Genomic DNA, 19,284 nt, shown 5'->3' on the forward strand with positions numbered 1-19,284 from the left:
CTCTTGGAATTGACAAGACGCGCCCCCGCGCGACGCCAAAGACATAATGCACGCCAGCTAAAATGAAAAGGCTGTGAGCCAGAATCCGGCCGGGCCTGTCTCGGGTGAACCGCTCACCAGCGGTCCACGCCGGCAGAATCGGGCTTTCCTCAGCGGCTTTTTGTCCCCGTTATCCACATATGTGACACACAAGATGTTGGGGTCACAAAAGCTACGCAAACGAATCCTTGACGACGCAAACCGAGTCGCCTTTTATGTGCCATGTGCTCTTGTTGAGGGCGCGACCGGAGAGTTTCGAGCCCGGTCATTTTCCCGGATTTTGTGCGTTTTGGCCATGATTTCCGCCTGTTTACGAGGCTGGCGGAAGCGTTGGATCGTGGGGGCTTCGGGAGCGAAAAGGGAGATTTGTCGGACTGGAATAAATTGTCTGTTAACACTATATTTAGTGTTTGCAGGCAGGTTCGACGCTAGATAGTGTGAATTTCCCTCGGTCGAGGGAATCGAGGAAAAATTCAGTTTTGAGGGACCCGCAGGGTTCGGCGCAGAGTTGGAACAGCGGCTTCGTAAGAAGCTCGACCAGCAAGGCGACGAAGACTGCCACAAGGAGAGCCGGTGTTTTCGAACGCCGGCAGACGGCGGACATGCGCGTTTCGCATTGGGGGCAGAAATCCCCGGGGAAAAGCGCTATATATAGACAAAAGGGACCGGACCAATGCGCATCGAGCGTCGTTTCACCAAGCCAGGCCAATCAGCTTACGCGGAGATCGAATTCCGCAAGGCGCTTTCGGAGATCAAGAATCCGGACGGCTCGGTGGTGTTCCGCTTGGACAATATCGATGTGCCGGCGCAGTTCTCGCAGGTTGCCGCCGACATCCTGGCGCAGAAGTATTTCCGCAAGGCCGGCGTGCCCGCGCGCCTGAAGAAGGTCGAGGAGAACGACGTCCCCTCCTTCCTGTGGCGCTCCGTCGCCGACGAGGCCGAGCTTGCCAAGCTGCCGGAAGCCGAGCGCTACGGTTCCGAAATCGACGCCCGCCAGGTCTTCGACCGGCTGGCCGGCACCTGGACCTATTGGGGCTACAAGGGCGGCTACTTCAAGTCGGAAGAAGACGCGAGCGCCTTCCGCGACGAACTCGCCTATATGCTCGCCACCCAGCGCGTTGCGCCGAACTCGCCGCAATGGTTCAACACCGGTCTGCACTGGGCCTACGGCATCGATGGTCCGAGCCAGGGCCACTATTATGTCGACCCGTTTACCGGCAAGCTGACCAAGTCGAAGTCCTCCTACGAGCATCCGCAGCCGCATGCCTGTTTCATCCAGGGCGTGCAGGACGATCTCGTCAACGAAGGCGGCATCATGGACCTGTGGGTGCGCGAAGCGCGCCTGTTCAAATACGGCTCGGGCACCGGCTCCAATTTCTCCATGCTGCGCGGCGAAGGCGAAAAGCTGTCGGGCGGCGGCCGTTCGTCCGGCCTGATGAGCTTCCTCAAGATCGGCGACCGCGCGGCGGGCGCAATCAAGTCGGGCGGCACCACGCGTCGTGCGGCCAAGATGGTCATTGTCGACGCCGACCATCCCGATATCGAGGAATTCATCGACTGGAAGGTCAATGAAGAGCAGAAGGTGGCGTCGCTGGTCACCGGCTCCAAGATCGTGAAAAAACATCTCGAAGCGATCATGAAGGCCTGCATCAATTGCGAAGGCCATGATGACGATTGCTTCGACCCGTCGATCAACACCGCGCTGAAGCGCGAGATCAAGGCGGCCAAGAAGTCGGCCGTGCCGGAGAACTACATCTACCGCGTCATCCAGTTCGCCAAGCAGGGCTACACCGCGATGTCGTTCAAGACCTACGACACCGACTGGGATTCCGACGCCTACCTCACCGTTTCCGGCCAGAACTCCAACAATTCGGTGTCGCTGAAGGACAACTTCCTGCGCGCCGTCGAGGAGGATGCCGACTGGCATCTGACCGCCCGCAAGGACGGCAAGGTGCTGAAGACGCTGAAGGCACGCGACCTCTGGGAAAAGATCGGCTACGCCGCCTGGGCTTCGGCCGATCCGGGCCTGCATTTCAACACGACGATGAACGACTGGCACACCTGCGCTTCGGCCGGTGCGATCCGGGCGTCGAACCCGTGCTCGGAATACATGTTCCTCGACGACACGGCCTGCAACCTGGCCTCGATCAACCTGCTGCCTTACCGCAATGCCGACGGCACGATCGACATCGCCGCCTATGAGCACACGGTGCGGCTGTGGACCGTCGTCCTCGAAATCTCGGTGATGATGGCGCAATTCCCGTCGAAGGAGATCGCCAAGCAGTCCTACGAATACCGCACGCTCGGCCTCGGCTATGCCAACATTGGCGGCCTGCTGATGACGTCCGGCATTCCCTATGATTCCGACGATGGCCGCGCCATCTGCGCCGCACTCACCGCCATCATGACCGGCATTGCCTATGCCACCTCGGCCGAGATGGCCGGCGAGCTCGGCGCCTTCGCCGATTACGACCGCAATGCGCAGAACATGCTGCGCGTCATGCGCAACCATCGCCGTGCCGCCTATGGCGAGAAACAGGGCTACGAGAAGCTCGCCGTCAATCCGGTGCCGCTGGTCGCGTCCGACCTGAAGCAGCAGGAATTGGCCACGCACGCCAAGGCTGCCTGGGACCGCGCCATCGAACTCGGCGAAGAGCATGGCTACCGCAATGCGCAGGCGACCGTGATTGCGCCGACCGGCACGATCGGCCTGGTTATGGATTGCGATACCACCGGCATCGAGCCCGACTTCGCGCTGGTGAAGTTCAAGAAGCTTGCCGGCGGCGGCTATTTCAAGATCATCAACCGCGCCGTGCCGGAAGCGCTGCGCACACTGGGTTACTCAGAAAGCCAGATCGCCGAGATCGAGGCCTATGCGGTCGGTCACGGCAACATGAACCAGGCGCCGGCGGTCAACCCCGGCTCGCTCAAGGCGAAGGGCTTCACCGACGACAAGATCGCGGCGCTCAATGCAGCACTGAAGTCGGCCTTCGACATCAAGTTCGTCTTCAACCAGTGGACGCTCGGCGCCGACTGGGTGAAGGAGACGTTCGGCTTCACCGATGAGCAGCTCAACGACTTCTCGTTCGAGATGCTGCCGGCGCTCGGCTTCTCCAGGAGGGACATCGAAGCCGCCAACATCCATGTCTGCGGTGCGATGACGCTGGAAGGCGCGCCCTTCCTCAAGGCCGAGCATCTCGCGGTGTTCGACTGCGCCAGCCCGTGCGGCAAGATCGGCAAGCGCTCGCTGTCCATCAACAGCCACATCCAGATGATGGCTGCGGCACAGCCTTTCATCTCCGGCGCCATCTCCAAGACCATCAACATGCCCAACGATGCGACGGTGGAAGACGCCAAGGGCGCCTACATGCTGTCGTGGAAGCTGGCGCTGAAGGCCAACGCGCTCTATCGCGACGGCTCGAAGCTGTCGCAGCCGCTCAATTCGTCGCTGCTCGCCGACAGCGAGGACGACGAGGACGATGCGGTCGAGCAGTTGATCGCGGCGCCCGCTTCACAGCGTGCCGTGCAGGTCACCGAGAAGATCGTCGAGCGCGTCATCGAACGCCTCTACCGCGATCGTGAAAAACTGCCGAATCGCCGCAAGGGCTACACCCAGAAGGCAGTCGTCGGCGGCCACAAGGTCTACCTGCGCACGGGCGAATTCGACGACGGCCGCATCGGCGAGATCTTCATCGACATGCACAAGGAAGGCGCCGCTTTCCGAGCGATGATGAACAACTTCGCCATCGCCATCTCGCTTGGCTTGCAATATGGCGTGCCGCTCGAGGAATTTGTCGAGGCCTTCACCTTCACCAAATTCGAGCCGGCCGGCATGGTGCAGGGCAACGACGCGATCAAGAATGCGACGTCGATCCTCGACTACGTGTTCCGCGAACTCGCCGTGTCCTACCTCGGCCGCCACGACCTCGCCCATGTCGACCAGTCGGATTTCGACAAGACGGCGCTCGGACGCGGCATCAACGAAGGCAAGGCGACGCCGTTCTCGAAGGGCCTTACCCGCGGCGCCTCGCCGGTCAAGTTGGTGTCTGGCCTAGGTGGCGAACCCAAGGGTTTTGCCGGATCACCTGCCGCGGCCCCTGCCCGGGTCACCCCAACTGCGTTCTCAGGCTCCAACGTGTTGGCGCTTAAACCAGCAAGCGACGAAGCCATCGCCTACAAGCGCGACTATGAGGAGCGAGCCAAGGAATTGGTCGAAGATATTGTTTCCGAGGAGGCTGCCGACCCCACCGGGTTGTTCACCGACGAAGCAGCGAAAGAAGCGGCCGAGGCAAAGGCGCTTGCCTCCACACGGCGGCAGCAATCCTTGATGCAAGGCTACACCGGCAACGAATGCTCGGAATGCCACAACTTCACAATGGTGCGGAACGGGACCTGCGAGAAGTGCGATACTTGTGGATCGACGAGCGGGTGCAGCTGAGAACTCATGCCGCCTCGGCTTACAGTCCGCGAAGTCATTCGCCTGCTGGAGACCGACGGTTGGTATCTGGTTGCAACCAAGGGCAGCCATCGCCAATATAAGCACAAAACCAAAGCCGGCCGCGTCACCGTGGCCGGCAAACCGTCTGAAGAGGTTGCGCCAGGAACACTGAACAGCATCCTCAAGCAGTCTGGTTTGAAGGAGTGACTATATGCGTTACGCGGTGGTGATTGAAAAAGCAGGCAACAATTTCTCTGCCTATGTGCCGGACCTACCCGGCTGCATCGCAACTGGTGCTACCGTGCCAGAAGTAGAAATCGAAATTCGCGACGCTATACGCTTTCACATCGAGGGCTTGCGTGCCGATGGGCTGGAGGTGCCCAAAGGAATCAGTCTTGCGGAATACGTAGAGGCATAAGCGGTAGCCTTCAGGACAACATCCTATCCCGGCACCCGCAGCGTCTGATCGTCGAACAGCGGCTCGTCCTGCCCCGCCCGAACGAACAGCACCCTCCGCCCCTCACCCGCCGGCGCCTCGAAATACTGAATACCATCCGGCATTTCGCCCCAGTCGCCGCAGGGCGGTTCGGGGACCTCATCATTGGCGAGCGCTTTCAGTTCTTTTGCATAGTCGGCATCGGGGCTGAATGTGTAGCGTTTGACGCCGGTGGGCACGGTGCCCTCGGTGTAGGGCGTCAGCACGCAGCGGGCGCTGACTGATTTGTCGGTCTTTTCCAGCAACAGTCGCAGCACTGCGGCCTCTGCGGTTTCGCCGGATTGAATGTCGAACACCTCGACCAGCGGATCGGGCGTGCCGCCATCGCTGTATTTGATGGCGAGCGCATTGCCGGCGAACTCGAAATGGATCTGGCGGAAGCCGAAATCGCAGCGCTGCGCCCAACCGGCCAGCCCAACCGTCTTGTCGGCCAGTTTTTCCCAGACGCATTTGTCGATCGGCGGGCGCGACGGCGACGGCTCGTCCGCATATGCAGCGGCTGATATCGCCGCGGCGGCAAACAGCACGCAAATCCAGACAATTGATCTCATGGCGCTATTCATCGCTGCATCCTGTCAATGTGAAGGCGTCCCACGCCGAGCCGTCCGGATTGGCATTGGCGAAATCGGCAAATTCGGTGAAGCCCGCGCCGAAATCGGGCAGCAACAGCCCTTTCGGCGCCGGTGTCGCTTCGCGCGAATTCAGCTGCTCGGCGCCGCCTCCGGTCAAGGCATAGACCTGGCCCATCCAGATCCGGCACATCCCGCTGCCGTCCTCCAGCCCCGCTTCGCGGTCGTCGTCGGTGCAGGCATGGCGGATGGTGCCGAGCGGAAACGAATTTTTGCCATTGGTCCAGGTGATGTCGGCCGGCAAGCGCGTGTCGGTGTTGGGGACGGTCACCGAAAACACTTCGGCCGTCAGTGCCGCCGGTTCATTGTCGAGCGGCCGGAATTGCAACACCGCGCCCGAACGCGGCTCGCGATAGGTGGCGTGGCTTAGCAGACACTCTCTTGCGCTCGCTGCCTGCACGGCGCCGAGCAGAGCCAGGCAAACGACGGCCAGCCTGCGAACGATCATTGGATGTCTCGTCATGAAAGTGGCGCCTCAGATAAAACCGACCAGCCAAGCCGCGCCGCCCAAAAACGCGGCCGAACAGACCCACAGCAGCCAAAGCCCGCGCACCCTGCATTCGAGCACTGCCGAGGCGGGGTTGGCTGGGTCGTAATGCACGTCGACCTTGCCGCCCTCGGCATAGCTGCGCGCCTGGCCGCTGACGAGGCCGGGCATTGAAGCGGTGACCGTGGCGCCGAAGGTGACGCGGTCTGAGGTGTAGTGCTGGCCTGCGACGCCGTAGCTGTACACGATGCGGGATTTGAAGACGGTGCTCCAGCGTCGATGGCTGCTGTAGTTTCGCAGCGTCTGCAGGCCCGAGGAGTCAATGCGGCCGGGGGCGACCGGCCATTTTGCCGCCTGCTCGGCAAGCGACTTCTGGACGAAGGCCATGCGCAGGATCATCAGGCCCATGAACAGCAGCAGCGCTCCGGCGCCGAGGTTCTGCGGCTTGGGCAGGTGCGGCCGGATCGCCTCCAGCACGCCACCGAGCGAAAACACCAGCACCACCGTGCCGATCACCAGCCCGGCCGAGAGCTTGACCATGAACTTGAAGGCGCCGTCCGGCAGGGTGCGTTCGATCACGGCCTTGCCCGGATCGGCCGGATTGTAGAAGACGGTCACTTCAGCGCCGGTGGGAAACTGCGCCAAGGTTTCGGTGACTTCGAAATTCCCCAGATTCTCCTTCACGCTGTAGCGCGAGCTTTGAAATTTCTTTTTACCGACCTTGTATTCGAAGGTGACCGCCGGAAAATTGCGCATCTCGGTGGTGTCGCTGCTGTCCGAGCCGACGCCCGACCTTCTGACTTCGCGCGCCTCGACGCGCGACGAGATGATCTTGCCCGGCGCCGGCAGCCAGTGGCTCATCGCCTGCACCTCGCGCCATTTGACGAAGGTGATGAACGACAGACCGCCCGCGATCGCGCAGGCAAATCCGACAATCAGAAATTTGAGCTCTACGTCCACCGCGTCCCCCAGGAGTGCCGGAAGCTGCAAATAGATAGCACGGCGAAGGCAATGTCTTGATTATTCGCAAAGGACGAACCGCCCTTCCTCGGGTATCGAAGCCCCCTCAACTTTGTTAAGAGTCGCCCAAACTGTTAGGAGCCATGAGACCAGGATGACAGCACTGCGCGTTCTCTCGGATGCCTTCATTCCGGAACTCCCGAACCACTACAAAGGCAAGGTCCGCGAGAATTACGATCTGCCGGATGGCCGCCGCATCATCATCGCCACCGACCGGCTGAGCGCCTTCGATGTGATCCTGACCGCAATACCGCTCAAGGGAGAGCTGCTGACGCAGACGGCGCGCTACTGGTTCGAGGAAACGGCGGACATCTGCCCCAACCATGTGCTCGATTATCCCGACCCCAATGTCGTCGTCGGCACCAGGCTCGACATTCTGCCGGTGGAAATCGTCGTTCGCGACTATCTCGCCGGCACCACCAGCACTTCGGTGCTGACGAAATACAAGAACGGCGAACGCGATATGTACGGCATCCGCCTGCCGGACGGACTGCGCGACAATGAGAAGCTGCCGCAGGCCATCATCACGCCGACCAGCAAGGCGCTCGATGGCGGTCATGACGAGCCCTTGACGCGCGACGAGATCCTGACGCGCGGCCTGTTATCGGAAGAGCAATGGGACACAGTCTCGCGCTATGCGCTGGCGCTGTTTGCGCGCGGCAAAGCGTTGGCCGCCAAGCGCGGCCTGATCCTGGTCGACACCAAATACGAGTTCGGCACGGACAAGGATGGCGCCATCATCCTTGCCGATGAAATCCATACGCCCGACTCAAGCCGCTACTGGCTTGCGGCAAGCTATGAAGAGCGTTTCAAGGCGGGCGAGCGGCCGCAAAGTTTCGACAAGGACTTTATTCGCGCCTGGGTGACCGCGCGCTGCGATCCCTACAAGGATCGTATTCCGAAAATCCCCGCCGAGCTCATCGAGCAGACATCGCGGGTTTACACGCAGGCCTTTGAGACCATCACCGGCAAGACCTTCACCGCCGATATCTCGGGAAAGACGGTGCTGGACCGCATTCGCGAGAACCTGCGACCTTATTTCTGACGGCGGCTGGCGGCCGCCGGTCAACTTGCCGAGGTCGCGGACGCGGACGGTTCTGGCGGAGCGCGCCACGTGCCGAGATATGATCCGCACAGGATGAGCGCGAAGGCCGCGACAATGCCGATATCGAGCGGCTCCGAAAGGACGAGCACGCCGGCTGCCACGGAGACGGCGGGCGCCACATAGGTGATGACGACCGCCCGTTCGGGGCCGATCTCCCGCACCAGCAGGAAGTAGGTGGCGAAGGCAATCGCCGTGCAAAACACGCCAAGACCGAGGATTGCGCCAACCACCGTTGTCGACGGCATGGCCGCCGGCCAGGCCAACGCCGCCGGCACAGCGTAGATCAGCGCGGCCCCTGCCAGACAGACTGCCGTCAGCGAGGTTGCCGGCACATCGTTCAGCCAGCGCGACGCGATGATCGAACCCGAGGCATAGCAGGCCGCGGCCATGAGAATCTCGACGACCGCGAGAAATCCGCCACCCAAGGTCGGCAGCGCCAGCACGAAAACACCGGCAAAACCGAGGAAAAGGCCGGTCCAGCGGCGTATCCCCAGCCGCTCATCCGAGCCCATCAGCTTGGAGAGCGCGACGGTTACGGCCGGCGTCATGGCAATCAGCAGTCCGGCGGTGGAACTGTCGATGCTGACTTCGCCATGGGTGATCAGCCCCCATGGCAGGATCATCTCGACCAGACAGAATGCGGCGACCGCCCGCCAATGTGTCTTCAGCCATCCGAAACTGCGCTGGACAAGGACGAAGGGCAGCAGCGCCAGGGCGCCGACGGCTGTTCGGGCAAAGACCAGGAAGGGCACCGACACCTCGGCAACCGCCAGCTTGATCAACAAATAGGGAATGCCCCACAGGAGGCTGAGCAGCACGAACAAAAACAGTCCGCGGCGCGTCATGACGGCCTCACAGCCAGAAAGGTGGTCCACTCTTCGCGATCGCGGCCGACGTTGAATTCGTCTCCGACAAGAACCAGCCCGGCGTTTTCGAGGCGGGCCGCGAAGTCGTCCCTGCGCCAGTAGACCGTATGATATTCGCCGCTCTTCTCGCCGTCGCCAATGCGCATCGAGACGAGGAAGGCGCCGCCCGGCCGCAGCGACCCGGCAATCTTGGCAAGCACCTGGTCGGCCTGCTCGCGCGGCACGTGGATCAGGACGCACAATGCGAGCACCGCGTCGTAGGGGCCGCCGAGATCGTCGGTGATGAGATCGAGAAACTCACCATGCTTGCCGCGTGCGGCCTGCAACTCGAGAAACCGCTTCGTTGCGTCTGTGCGCCGAACCTGGACACCGAGCCCTTCGACGAAGTCCGCATCGTATCCGGGTCCCGAACCGACTTCAAGAATCCGGCCACCTTTGCCGGCGATCTTCACCAGGCGCTTCAGCCATTTCTGTTCTCTTTGGTTCGGAACGTGCCGCACCAGAGCGTCGTAGCGTTCGGCATAGTCCTCATAGGCGTTGATCGTTTGTCGGCTCTTCGCCAGATCCTCGGATAACACAGTCATCTTTCCCTCCCCTGGTCAAAGAGCTTGCTTAGCCAATGGTGCCGGGAGGCACGCGTCCGTCAAGCATGCCGATATCCCTGAGGAAATGATCCGACAGCGAGCGGCGGTCGAGCAGGCCGTGCTTGCGAGGTCTGAACGGCGCGGTGAAGAGGTCGAGCATCGGCCGGCGAAGCGTGTTGTAGAGAGCGATGGTGGTGGTCATTGCCGTATCCTCCAGGGTTTGATCCGATGAATGCAGCATGCCGTTTTCCGGGCTTGGTTTCCAATCGAACGTCGCGTAGTATGCATCAGCAGGATTGATGCGTCATGAGCTGGGAACTGCCACCATTAGGAGCCATCAGGGTCTTTGAAGCCGCGGCCCGGCTGGGCAGTTTCACCAAGGCAGCCGAAGAACTCGGCATGACCCAATCAGCTGCCAGCTATCAGATAAAGGTGCTGGAAGAACGTGCCGGAACGCCGCTTTTCGTAAGAAAAACAAGGGAGATCGCGCTGACCGAGGCCGGACAGCAGCTGGCGCCGCACGCAACAGGCGCGTTCTCGACCCTGGCCGACGCATGGGTCGCCACCAAGGGTGGAGCGACCGGCGTGCTGTCGGTGACGACGATGGAAACCTTCGCATCGAACTGGCTGGCCGTATGGCTTGGAACATTCCAGCTGATGCATCCCGACCTTGCCGTGAAGGTGAATACATCGCACGGGCTGGTCGATTTCACGCGCGGCGACATGGATGTCGGCATTCGCACCGGCAGTGGAAATTGGCCGGGACTGACGGCTCACTATCTGTTCAAGGCGGACTATACGCCGATGCTCAGCCCGAGACTCGCCGAAAGCGTCGGCGGCATCCACCGCCCCGAGGATCTCTACCAACTGCCGCTATGCTGTGCCGACGATCCCTGGTGGGAAATCTGGTTCAAGGCTGCCGGCGTGCCGTTCGAGCCCGATCGCGTCATCGCTGGCCCGAAACTGGGTACGCAGGCCTATGATGCGATGGCGGCGCTGACCGACAAGGGCGCCGCGATCCTGACCAAAAACCTTTACAGCGCCCTGTTGGAAAAGGGCCAGTTGATACAGCCATTCGGCGTGCTTGGATCGGACGGCGACGGCTATTGGCTGGTGCATCTGGAGAGCCGCCGCAACGCGCCCAAAATCAAGGTGTTTCGCGACTGGGTGCTGGCGCAGACGGCAGAGATACGCGAACGCGAAAAGCGCGACAGCCCTCTAGGCCCGCGATAAAACTCGCCCGCGCCTCAACCCTCAGTCCTTGAAGGTCAACCCGTACTTTACAACCTGCTCCTTCGGCATATCCGCAAGCGCCTGGCGCGTGGTGTAGCCGCCGTAGATCACCTTGCCGTTCTTGATCATCCAGTCCTCGACGTCGGCCTCGGTTACCGTCATCCTGTCGCCCATCTTGTACTTGTTGCCATTGACCGGCACGTCAGCAAGCAGGCCGATATAGGAGCCTTCGCTGTAGCCCACCAGCTGCAGCCAGATATGCTCGGTGGCGCCGTTCTGGGTCAGCGGGAATTTTACCGTGTAGGTGCCCGGCGTGCCGGCGTCCATCAGTTCGTGGAAGCGCTTGAGGGTCGAGCGGCCGCTGTCCTTGGCGGCCTGCATCGCCTTGTCCTCGGTGGAATAGGACACGACGTTCTGCTTCGACTCCGCCAGCGAAGCGCCACTTCCGCCCGGCATGTGGCCGAGCGAACTGAAAAACCCGTAGCCGACGGCGGCGGCAAGTGCGACAGCCACAACTGGATTGCGCATGGATCCCTCCGAAAACCCGATCACGGGCACGTTACCGGAAGGCTGTTGCGATACCGCTAAAGGACACAGTGAGCGGATCGTTAGCGAGACGCTGAAAATTCAACCCAAGGCGCAGCGGCAGGCAGCGCAGGCGCACCGGCACCGGGCCTGACGTTCAATCGGCGTCGGCGACGGTCGTCTGCCCGCCTGCCCATGCCCGCCAGGCGCGCTCGTCGCCATGGAAGACGTTGAGGTCGATGCGGCCGGTCACGCCGTGCGACAGGCCGGAGCCGGAGTACTGCCAGAATAGCCATTTGCGGCCGGGATAGACTTTTGAGGGATGCCGCGCCACGGCGCGCAGCCAGAACGGATAATCGAGAAACGCACCCTTGAGATTGTCGCGATAGAAATCCGGTGCGGTGTAGATGATGGGCCGCTGGCCGTAATGGCGCTCCAGCTTGTCCATGAACACCTTTATCTTTTCCAGCACGGTGGCCCGCGACGGCCGCCGCTTGCAGGAAGATTCGCCGTTCCACTCGACATCGATTACCGGTGGCAGCGCGCCTTCGACCCTCGGCACATTGCGGATGAACCAGTCGGCCTGCTCGCCCGCAGTGCGGCACCAGTAGAAGAAATGATAGGCGCCGCGCTTCAGCCCGGCGGCGTCGGCATTGCGCCAGTTCTTCATGAACATCGGGTCGAGATGGTCGCCGCCATCGGTCGCCTTGATATAGGCGAAGTTGGCGCCCTGGGTACGCAGCTTGCCCCAGTTGACATTGCCCTGCCAGCGCGAGACGTCGACGCCGTGGACGGCAAGGTAGCGTGGCGAAGCCTTGCCGAAATTGATCGGCTTGGCGTCGCGGAAACCGTAGCGGGTGACCGGCGAGGCCAGCATGGCCGGCGCCGCGCGCGTCAACCGCTTCGGCGCAGACATCAGAGCGGCGGGCTCGAGCTGTGGTCTGGTGCTCCCCTGCGGCGTGCCCGCGACGATGGCCTCTTCTTCCTCGACCATGGAAAAGGGCGGCGCATTGTCGGCCACAGCGTTGTCGGCCACCATGTCGGACCGCATCGGCGCGAGGTCGGCGGTCTCCGCCGGAGCCGCTGCGACCGGCGCGCTCGGACGCACGACCGAACTGGTCGTCTCGTTCGACGGTTGCAAGCCATCGACGCCCGCTGTGGACGAACAGCCGGCAAGCCACAGCGATGCCAACATGAAACTGACGACGGCTGAAATCCGCATCTGGACCTGTACGCAAAACACAACAGACCGAAGGCAAACAGACGCCGCCGGACAAACCGGCCTCGATTACTAACGAGAAATTACCAACAAAGTTTGAATCAAGTTGTTAGGAATTGGCCCTCTTGTCTTCTCCCCCTGTGGGAGAAGGTGGATCGGCGCGTAGCGCCGAGACGGATGAGGGGTGTTCCAGCGGAGTGAGGCGTTGGCGTTCCCTGGAACACCCCTCATCCGACCGAGCTTCGCTCGGCCACCTTCTCCCACAAGGGGAGAAGGGGAAGCCCTTACCTTCCCAGCCATTGCTGCATGCAGCTTTTCGCCACCACATGCGCCGGTGGCACGGCGTCGGCCGCCGGGCGGCGGGCACGTTCGAGCAGCAGGCGAACCTGTTCGGGGCGCACGCGGTCACGCTCCATGACGAGGAGGACCATCGGATCGCTCAAAAGCTCGTCCAGGGTGCTGATTCTGTCGCTCATCGGTCGTCTCCTCGATACCGGCCCGCAGACGATAGATAGGCAGCCAATCATGGCCCGCCAATGACGCTTTGCCGGCTATGTCGTGGTTTCGGGATTAATTTCCGGTAAGGCCGGCGTCAGTTCGGAGGCGGCGCGCCTTCATGGTGCGGCAGGCCGTCATCGAGCTGCAGCCAGGGCTGCTTCGAGGCGGTCCACATATGCATCTCCGGCTTGAACAGCGAGGGATCGTCGAGCGAGCCGGTGGTGATGCCGACGATGCCGGCGGAGTCGCGTCGGGAAAACAGCGTGGTGCCGCAAGCGGCGCAAAAGCCGCGCTTGAGGTCCGGAGAGGTGTTGACCGTCGCCACCTCTCCCTCGACGGTGACATCGTCGATGCGAAACAAAAGGCGGGCGTTGAAGGCCGCGCCGATCACCTTCTGGCAGCGCCGGCAATGGCAGACGCGCTGATTGAGCGGCGCCGCCTCGGTGCCGTAGCGCACTGCCCCGCAATGGCATCCGCCCTGGTATTTCGTCATCATTCGAACCCATCACACTGAAGGTCTCTTGATGATATCGACAGGTACCTTTCGGTCAATTGAAAAGCCCTGATGGCGCCATCGATTGCGCCGATAGGATCAATGGCTGCGCCAAGGCTCCGTAGCTCCGCAGGCACAAAAAAGCCGACCGCCTCTTCGAGACGGCCGGCATGTATTTTCAGGCAAGCTATTTCGTTTCGCTGAGGACTTCGTCCCAGGTCTTCACCTTGGTTTCGCCATTGAGGAAGGGCAGTGCCGCGGCCGTCAGCTCCGGTGCGAAGAATACGTCGTAGTGGGTGCGATTGGGAATGATGGCCAGCCGGTTCTGCGACAGGTTCTCACGCATCCAGCCGGCATCCTTCAGCCCGCCGCCGAGCATCTGGTAGAACTTGATCTCGTGCTCGGGCTTGTACATGTCGCTGTCGCCATAGGCCAGCATGACCGGCATCTTCAGCTTCGCCACATCGGCGGAATAGTCGTAATCCTTGCGCATGAAATTGCCCAGCGCGTCGAGCAGTTTGGGGAAATCGTCGGGACGTGGGGCGACGGCGACGTAGGATTTGTACATCGGCGTGTCCTTCATGAAATCGGCGGCGGCCGCGCTCACCTGCGCCTGCTGGCCGCGCATCTCGTCATAGAAGCCATTGGCGGCGAAGCCGGTCGAGACCAGGACCAGACGTCTCACCGTCTCGGGATGCTGAACGGCCATACGGAAGGCGACGCCGCCGCCCAGCGAATAGCCAAGCACGTCGACCTTGTCATAGCCGAGCGCCTTGACGATACCAGCCATGTCGTCGCCCATCCCCTCCAGGCTGAAGGGTCGCTCGCCGAGCGCGGTGCGGCCATGGCCCTGCAGGTCAACGGCAATGATGGTGCGGTTTTCCGCCAGCTTCGGCAGCAGCGGCGCGAACATGTCCGACGTGCCAAGGCCGCCATGCAGCAGAAGCAGCGGTTCGCCCTTGCCGTAGACGGCATAGTAGTAATTCAGGCCGTCGATCGGCAGCAGGCCGGACTTTTCCGGCTTCGGCATGGCTGTTGCTTCGGTGGTCATGGCGGGCTTGGTCTCCTCTGCATTGGCTGGGCCGGGCGCTACGAACAAGGCAGCGACCGAGGCAAGAATGGCGAAATAGATTGGTCTGGACATGTCGGTCTCCTCGGGTTCCGCCCTAAGGACGAGCAAGCACGCCGCGTACCGACATGCCCTGCGAAAAAATCCGCGGAGGAATGACCGGTTTGGCTGTTTGTCGATCGGGTCGCGCGCCTCAGTGGCGCTTGGCCTGCACCAGATAGGCGTCGATCTCGGTCTCGCCGAGCCATTTGGCGGCTTCCAGCCGGTGCAGGCCCTCGACCAGGATGTGGCGCTTGCCGTCATGGCGAACCTGGATCGGCGTCTTCATGCCGTTTTCCAGTATGTCTTCGGCCAGGTGCCGGACCGTTTCGGGATGAAGCGTCTTCTTGCGCGCCGTCGGCACGTAGATGTCATCGACCTTGACCTTCTGCACTCTCAGCATACCGGCTCCCGAGGCGGAAAATGCCGCCTCGCCTGAGATAGTCGGTTTGCCAGGTGCGGCCAAGAGCGGCCAAGCAATTGTGTCGTATGCAATTGCTGGCCCGATCGTTTCCATTTGACGCTTGGCCGGCAGATGGCCGAAATGGCGGCCTGTCACTTTTCCGGTGTTCATGACCCAACTGCCGACCGAATTTCCCGATTTCGGACTGACGCCCGAGCAGCGCCGCGAGGCAGTGCGCGGCCATTACTATGAATGGCCGGGAATGGACGGCGAGCGCGGCGAGATCTGGTGTTATTCCAACCGCTTTTCCTACCGCGCCGGCGAGACCGTGACGCTGCATGTCAGCTCGACGGCGCCGCGCTTCAGCATTGTCATTGTCCGCGACGGCGGCAGCGAGACAAAGGTCTTCGAGCAGACGGGGCTTTCGGCGCGCTGGCAGGATACGCCCGACCAGTGCTCGGTCGAAGGCTGCGGCTGGAAGGCGTCTTTCGAATTTCGCATCAGCGACGATTGGCCATCCGGCGCCTATCGGCTGACGCTGACGGCGGACGGGCGCGAGCCCATCCATTGCCATCACCTCATCATCGTCGCGCCCCTGCCCGGCAGAAAACCCGGTCGCGTGCTGCAGGTGGCGGCGACCGGCACCTGGCTGTCCTACAACACATGGGGCGGCTCCAACGCCTATCAAGGCATCACCGGCCCGGGCCGCGACCAATATGCGCGCATGGTGTCGACCCAGCGGCCCTGGTGCCGCGGCTTCGTGGTGCTGCCCAAGGATGCGCCGCGCGTGCCGCTGGAGGTTGCGGTGCCGCCGAAAACAGTGCCGCGCTATCCGCACATGGAATGGGCGTACGCCACCGGACATTCGAAGAAATACACCTCCTCCGGCTGGGCGAGCTATGACAGCCACTTCTTCCGCTTTGCCGAGCGCGCCGGCTATGGCGTCGATCTCGCCAGCCAGCACGATTTGCACTTCTCGCCCGAAATCCTCGATGGTTATGACTGTGTGGTCTTCGTCGGCCATGACGAGTACTGGACCTGGGAGATGCGGGACGCCGTCGACAGCTACGTCGAGCGCGGCGGCCATGCGGCGCGCTTTGCCGGCAATTTCATGTGGCAGACAAGGCTCGAGGACGAAGGCCGCCGGCAGGTCTGTTACAAATACCGCGCGCGGGCCGAGGACCCCGCCTATAGCAGCGACGTCACCCGCGCCACCAATTCCTGGGAAGCGCCGGAGATCGGCCGTCCCGGCGCTATGACCTTCGGCCTCAACGCGACCCGCGGCGTCTATGCCGGCTGGGGCGGATGCGCACCGCGCGGCGTGCGCGGCTTTCCGGTCTATCGGCCCGAGCACTGGGCCTTCGCCGGCACCGGCATCTATTATGGCGACCTGCTCGGCGCCGACAGCCATGTCTATGGCTATGAGGTCGACGGGCTCGATTTCGAGATCCGCGGCGGCCTGCCCTATCCGACACCGGACAGCGGTGCGCCTGACGGGCTGCAGGTGCTGGCCGTCGGCATGGCGAGCCAGGTCGAGGAAAGCGCCGACATCCCGATCGAGGACCAGTTTCTCACCGACGAGGATGGCCGCTTTACGGCCGAAACGCTGTTTGGCGAGGCGACCGACGTCAATCTGGAAAAGGTCAAACGCGGCAACGGCATGATCGTCAATTTCCCGCGCGGCAAGGGCGAGGTTTTCCACGCCGGAAGCTGCGAATGGGTCGCCGGCCTGCTCAGGCAGGACCCGATGGTCGAGCGCGTGACCAGGAATGTAATCGACCGCTATCTCGGAAAGACCTGACATGCAGAAGCCCTCCTCCGCCGGTTCAGAAACGCGCGCGCCATCGCACCTGTTCTACCTCTCCAGCCTGCGCCGGCCGCTGATCGACCGCGCCGAAGGCATCTATATGTGGACGCAGGACGGCCGCCGCTTCATCGACGGATCGAGCGGGCCGATGGTCGCCAATATCGGTCACTCCAACCGCAACGTGCTCGACGCCATGAAGCGGCAGATGGACCGCGCCACCTTCGCCTACCGGCTGCATTTCGAGAACGAACCGGCGGAAGAACTGGCGCGGGAACTCGCCGGCAAACTGCCGGAGGGCATGGACCGAATCTTCTTCGTCTCGGGCGGTTCGGAAGCGACGGAATCCTGCATCAAGCTGGCGCGGCAATGGGCGGTCGCGGCCAGCCAGCCGAAGCGCTGGAAGGTTATCACGCGTTTTCCCTCCTATCATGGCGGCACGCTGGGTTCGCTTTCGATAACCGGCGACGATGCGCTGGCCGAAACGTTCACACCGATGATGCGGGTGATGCCGACCGTGCCGGCGCCGACGGCATGGCGCGACCGCGACAATCTTTCGATGGAGCAGCGCGGCGTCCGCTATGCCGACATGCTGGAGGAGAAGATCCAGGCCGAGGGCCCGGACAGCGTGCTCGCCTTCATCATGGAGCCGATCGGCGGTGCGGCGACTTCGGCCCTCGTCGCACCGGACAGCTATTATCCGCGTATCCGCGAGATCTGCGACCGCTACGGCATCCTGCTCATCCATGATGAAGTGATGAGCGGCGCCGGCCGCACCGGAAAATTCCTTGGCGGCGACCATTGGAACTGCAAGCCCGACATCGTCGCGCTGTCGAAGGGGCTTGGCTCCGGCTATGCGCCGCTCGGCGCGCTGGCCGCCCCGATGCGGCTGGTCGAGCCGCTGCTGGCGTCGGGCGGCTTCCAGCATGGCCACACCTATGCCGGCAATCCGCTCGCCTGCGCGGCCGGGCTCGCCGTGCTCGGCGAGATGGACCGCCTCGACCTGATCGCCAATGCCGCCGCGATGGGCGACGTGCTGATGGACGGGCTGAAAGGGCTGGCGAAGCGTTTTCCGTTCATCGCCGATGTCCGAGGCAAAGGCCTGCTCACCGGCGCCGAGATGGTTGCCGATCCCGACACGCTGCGGCCGATCGAACAGGGCAAGAAAGCCACGCAGCGCCTGCTCGACCTCGCCTACGAGCGCGGGCTGATCATCTACGGCCGCAGGGTCAAGGGCGGTGTCGACGGCGACAATTTCATGGTGGCGCCGCCGATGATCGTCACGGCTGAAGAGGTCGGCGAGATCATTTCCATCATCGGCGATTCGCTGGAAGTTCTGGCCGCCGAACTCGACCTGCCGGTCGAAGGCTGAGGGCTAAAGAATGGCGCCGAGGAAAGTCATCATCACCTGCGCGGTCACTGGCTCGGTGCACACCCCGTCCATGTCGCCCTATCTGCCGGTTACGCCGGACCAGATCGCGACCGACGCCATCGCGGCGGCCGAGGCTGGCGCCTCAATCCTGCATCTCCACGCCCGCGATCCCAAAGACGGCCGGCCGACCGCCGATCCTGAGGTGTTCATGCAGTTCCTGCCGCGCATCAAGCAAGCGACCGATGCGGTGATCAACATCACCACCGGCGGTTCGTCGCTGATGACGCTCGACCAGCGGCTGGCGGCACCACTGCGGGCCGAGCCGGAAATGTGCTCGCTCAACATGGGCTCGATGAATTTCGCGCTGTTCCCGATGCTCGACAAGCCAAGGGAGTGGCAGCACGAGTGGGAACCAAAGCTGCTCGAAGCCACGCGCGACACCATCTTCAAGAACACCTTTGCCGATATGGAAGGCGTGCTCGAAAAGCTCGGCAAGGGCTGCGGCACGCGCTTTGAGTTCGAATGCTACGATGTCGGCCATCTCTATTCGCTGGCGCATTTTCGCGACCGCGGGCTGGTGTCGGGGCCGCTGTTCATCCAGTTCGTGATCGGCATTCTCGGCGGCATCGGCGCCGATCCCGACAATCTCATCCATATGAAGCGCATCGCCGACAAGCTGTTCGGCGACAGCTACCAGTTCTCGGTCCTGGCAGCAGGCCGCAACCAGATGCCATTGATCTCGATCGCGGCGGCGATGGGCGGCAATGTCCGCGTCGGGCTGGAGGACAGTCTCTATGATGGCCGCCAGCTGGCGAAATCCAATGCCGATCAGGTGCGCAGGATACGTGGCATTCTCGATGGCCTGTCGCTGGAGGTGGCCACACCGGCGGAGGCGCGGGAGATGCTGGCGCTGAAGGGTGGGGACCGGGTGGCGTTTTGAGATGATTGAGATGGCGGCGCCCAGT

The 19,284-nt window shown here is 62.4% G+C and carries 20 protein-coding genes; 8 read left to right on the top strand and 12 right to left on the bottom strand.

Going from position 1 to position 19,284, the window contains the following annotated elements:
* Positions 1 to 712 precede the first annotated feature (712 nt).
* The 3 genes from ACYG9Y_RS12700 to ACYG9Y_RS12710 are packed head-to-tail and all read left to right on the top strand — an operon-like array spanning position 713 to position 4,895.
* A complete protein-coding gene (locus ACYG9Y_RS12700) occupies positions 713 to 4,477 on the top strand; it encodes a vitamin B12-dependent ribonucleotide reductase (RefSeq protein WP_023739356.1) in 3,765 nt (1,254 codons plus the stop codon).
* A gap of 6 nt (positions 4,478 to 4,483) precedes the next feature.
* Positions 4,484 to 4,684: a type II toxin-antitoxin system HicA family toxin gene (locus ACYG9Y_RS12705; protein WP_023669047.1), complete on the top strand. Its 201-nt coding sequence runs from the start codon at positions 4,484 to 4,486 to the stop codon at positions 4,682 to 4,684.
* A gap of 4 nt (positions 4,685 to 4,688) precedes the next feature.
* A complete protein-coding gene (locus ACYG9Y_RS12710) occupies positions 4,689 to 4,895 on the top strand; it encodes a type II toxin-antitoxin system HicB family antitoxin (protein ID WP_023669048.1) in 207 nt (68 codons plus the stop codon).
* Between the two features lie 23 nt (positions 4,896 to 4,918).
* On the opposite strand, the gene ACYG9Y_RS12715 is transcribed toward ACYG9Y_RS12710, so the two are convergent.
* Genes ACYG9Y_RS12715 through ACYG9Y_RS12725 form a run of 3 tightly spaced genes read right to left on the bottom strand, consistent with a single transcriptional unit; the run spans position 4,919 to position 7,049 of the window.
* Positions 4,919 to 5,524, bottom strand: coding sequence for a hypothetical protein (locus ACYG9Y_RS12715; RefSeq protein WP_245260453.1), 606 nt, complete (start codon positions 5,522 to 5,524; stop codon positions 4,919 to 4,921).
* A gap of 4 nt (positions 5,525 to 5,528) precedes the next feature.
* Complete coding sequence (locus ACYG9Y_RS12720; protein ID WP_023739358.1) at positions 5,529 to 6,050, bottom strand: hypothetical protein; 522 nt, start codon at positions 6,048 to 6,050, stop codon at positions 5,529 to 5,531.
* A gap of 27 nt (positions 6,051 to 6,077) precedes the next feature.
* The gene (locus tag ACYG9Y_RS12725; protein ID WP_023700825.1) at positions 6,078 to 7,049 is read right to left on the bottom strand and encodes a DUF3592 domain-containing protein; all 972 of its coding nucleotides are present in this window, start codon (positions 7,047 to 7,049) and stop codon (positions 6,078 to 6,080) included.
* Positions 7,050 to 7,212: 163 nt separating this feature from the next.
* Here ACYG9Y_RS12725 and ACYG9Y_RS12730 point away from each other — a divergent pair, with 163 nt between their 5' ends.
* Positions 7,213 to 8,154, top strand: a complete 942-nt coding sequence (locus ACYG9Y_RS12730) for a phosphoribosylaminoimidazolesuccinocarboxamide synthase (protein WP_023739359.1) — start codon at positions 7,213 to 7,215, stop codon at positions 8,152 to 8,154.
* A gap of 20 nt (positions 8,155 to 8,174) precedes the next feature.
* On the opposite strand, the gene ACYG9Y_RS12735 is transcribed toward ACYG9Y_RS12730, so the two are convergent.
* Genes ACYG9Y_RS12735 through ACYG9Y_RS12745 form a run of 3 tightly spaced genes read right to left on the bottom strand, consistent with a single transcriptional unit; the run spans position 8,175 to position 9,905 of the window.
* Entirely contained in the window at positions 8,175 to 9,059 is an 885-nt protein-coding gene (locus ACYG9Y_RS12735; protein WP_023739360.1) for a DMT family transporter, read from the bottom strand.
* Positions 9,056 to 9,664 (bottom strand): class I SAM-dependent DNA methyltransferase, encoded by a 609-nt coding sequence (locus ACYG9Y_RS12740; RefSeq protein WP_023694158.1) that lies wholly within the window; start codon positions 9,662 to 9,664, stop codon positions 9,056 to 9,058. The genes ACYG9Y_RS12735 and ACYG9Y_RS12740 overlap by 4 nt, the downstream gene beginning before the upstream one ends.
* Before the next feature lie 28 nt (positions 9,665 to 9,692).
* Positions 9,693 to 9,905 carry a hypothetical protein gene (locus ACYG9Y_RS12745; RefSeq protein ID WP_023731195.1) on the bottom strand — a complete coding sequence of 71 codons (213 nt, stop codon included), beginning with the start codon at positions 9,903 to 9,905 and terminating at the stop codon, positions 9,693 to 9,695.
* A gap of 65 nt (positions 9,906 to 9,970) precedes the next feature.
* Here ACYG9Y_RS12745 and ACYG9Y_RS12750 point away from each other — a divergent pair, with 65 nt between their 5' ends.
* Positions 9,971 to 10,897, top strand: coding sequence for a LysR family transcriptional regulator (locus ACYG9Y_RS12750; protein WP_023739361.1), 927 nt, complete (start codon positions 9,971 to 9,973; stop codon positions 10,895 to 10,897).
* A 21-nt stretch (positions 10,898 to 10,918) separates the two neighbouring features.
* Here the strand turns inward: ACYG9Y_RS12750 and ACYG9Y_RS12755 are convergent, their stop codons facing one another.
* The 6 genes from ACYG9Y_RS12755 to ACYG9Y_RS12780 all read right to left on the bottom strand — a co-directional run bounded on the left by ACYG9Y_RS12755 (position 10,919) and on the right by ACYG9Y_RS12780 (position 15,143).
* A complete protein-coding gene (locus tag ACYG9Y_RS12755; protein WP_023739362.1) occupies positions 10,919 to 11,425 on the bottom strand; it encodes a DUF2314 domain-containing protein in 507 nt (168 codons plus the stop codon).
* 154 nt (positions 11,426 to 11,579) lie between these two features.
* Complete coding sequence (locus tag ACYG9Y_RS12760; protein WP_023739363.1) at positions 11,580 to 12,644, bottom strand: glycoside hydrolase family 25 protein; 1,065 nt, start codon at positions 12,642 to 12,644, stop codon at positions 11,580 to 11,582.
* Between the two features lie 281 nt (positions 12,645 to 12,925).
* Positions 12,926 to 13,117, bottom strand: a complete 192-nt coding sequence (locus ACYG9Y_RS12765; RefSeq protein WP_023669058.1) for a hypothetical protein — start codon at positions 13,115 to 13,117, stop codon at positions 12,926 to 12,928.
* 116 nt (positions 13,118 to 13,233) lie between these two features.
* Complete coding sequence (locus ACYG9Y_RS12770) at positions 13,234 to 13,632, bottom strand: GFA family protein (protein ID WP_023684918.1); 399 nt, start codon at positions 13,630 to 13,632, stop codon at positions 13,234 to 13,236.
* 187 nt (positions 13,633 to 13,819) lie between these two features.
* The gene (locus ACYG9Y_RS12775; RefSeq protein WP_023739364.1) at positions 13,820 to 14,776 is read right to left on the bottom strand and encodes an alpha/beta fold hydrolase; all 957 of its coding nucleotides are present in this window, start codon (positions 14,774 to 14,776) and stop codon (positions 13,820 to 13,822) included.
* A gap of 118 nt (positions 14,777 to 14,894) precedes the next feature.
* Positions 14,895 to 15,143, bottom strand: coding sequence for a ParB N-terminal domain-containing protein (locus ACYG9Y_RS12780; protein ID WP_008875526.1), 249 nt, complete (start codon positions 15,141 to 15,143; stop codon positions 14,895 to 14,897).
* 169 nt (positions 15,144 to 15,312) lie between these two features.
* Here ACYG9Y_RS12780 and ACYG9Y_RS12785 point away from each other — a divergent pair, with 169 nt between their 5' ends.
* The 3 genes from ACYG9Y_RS12785 to ACYG9Y_RS12795 are packed head-to-tail and all read left to right on the top strand — an operon-like array spanning position 15,313 to position 19,259.
* Entirely contained in the window at positions 15,313 to 16,944 is a 1,632-nt protein-coding gene (locus ACYG9Y_RS12785) for a N,N-dimethylformamidase beta subunit family domain-containing protein (RefSeq protein ID WP_023739365.1), read from the top strand.
* Between the two features lies 1 nt (position 16,945).
* Positions 16,946 to 18,319, top strand: a complete 1,374-nt coding sequence (locus ACYG9Y_RS12790; RefSeq protein ID WP_023739366.1) for an aminotransferase family protein — start codon at positions 16,946 to 16,948, stop codon at positions 18,317 to 18,319.
* A gap of 10 nt (positions 18,320 to 18,329) precedes the next feature.
* Positions 18,330 to 19,259 carry a beta-keto acid cleavage family enzyme gene (locus ACYG9Y_RS12795; RefSeq protein WP_023739367.1) on the top strand — a complete coding sequence of 310 codons (930 nt, stop codon included), beginning with the start codon at positions 18,330 to 18,332 and terminating at the stop codon, positions 19,257 to 19,259.
* Positions 19,260 to 19,284 lie beyond the last annotated feature (25 nt).

Source organism: Mesorhizobium sp. W050 (assembly GCF_054719535.1).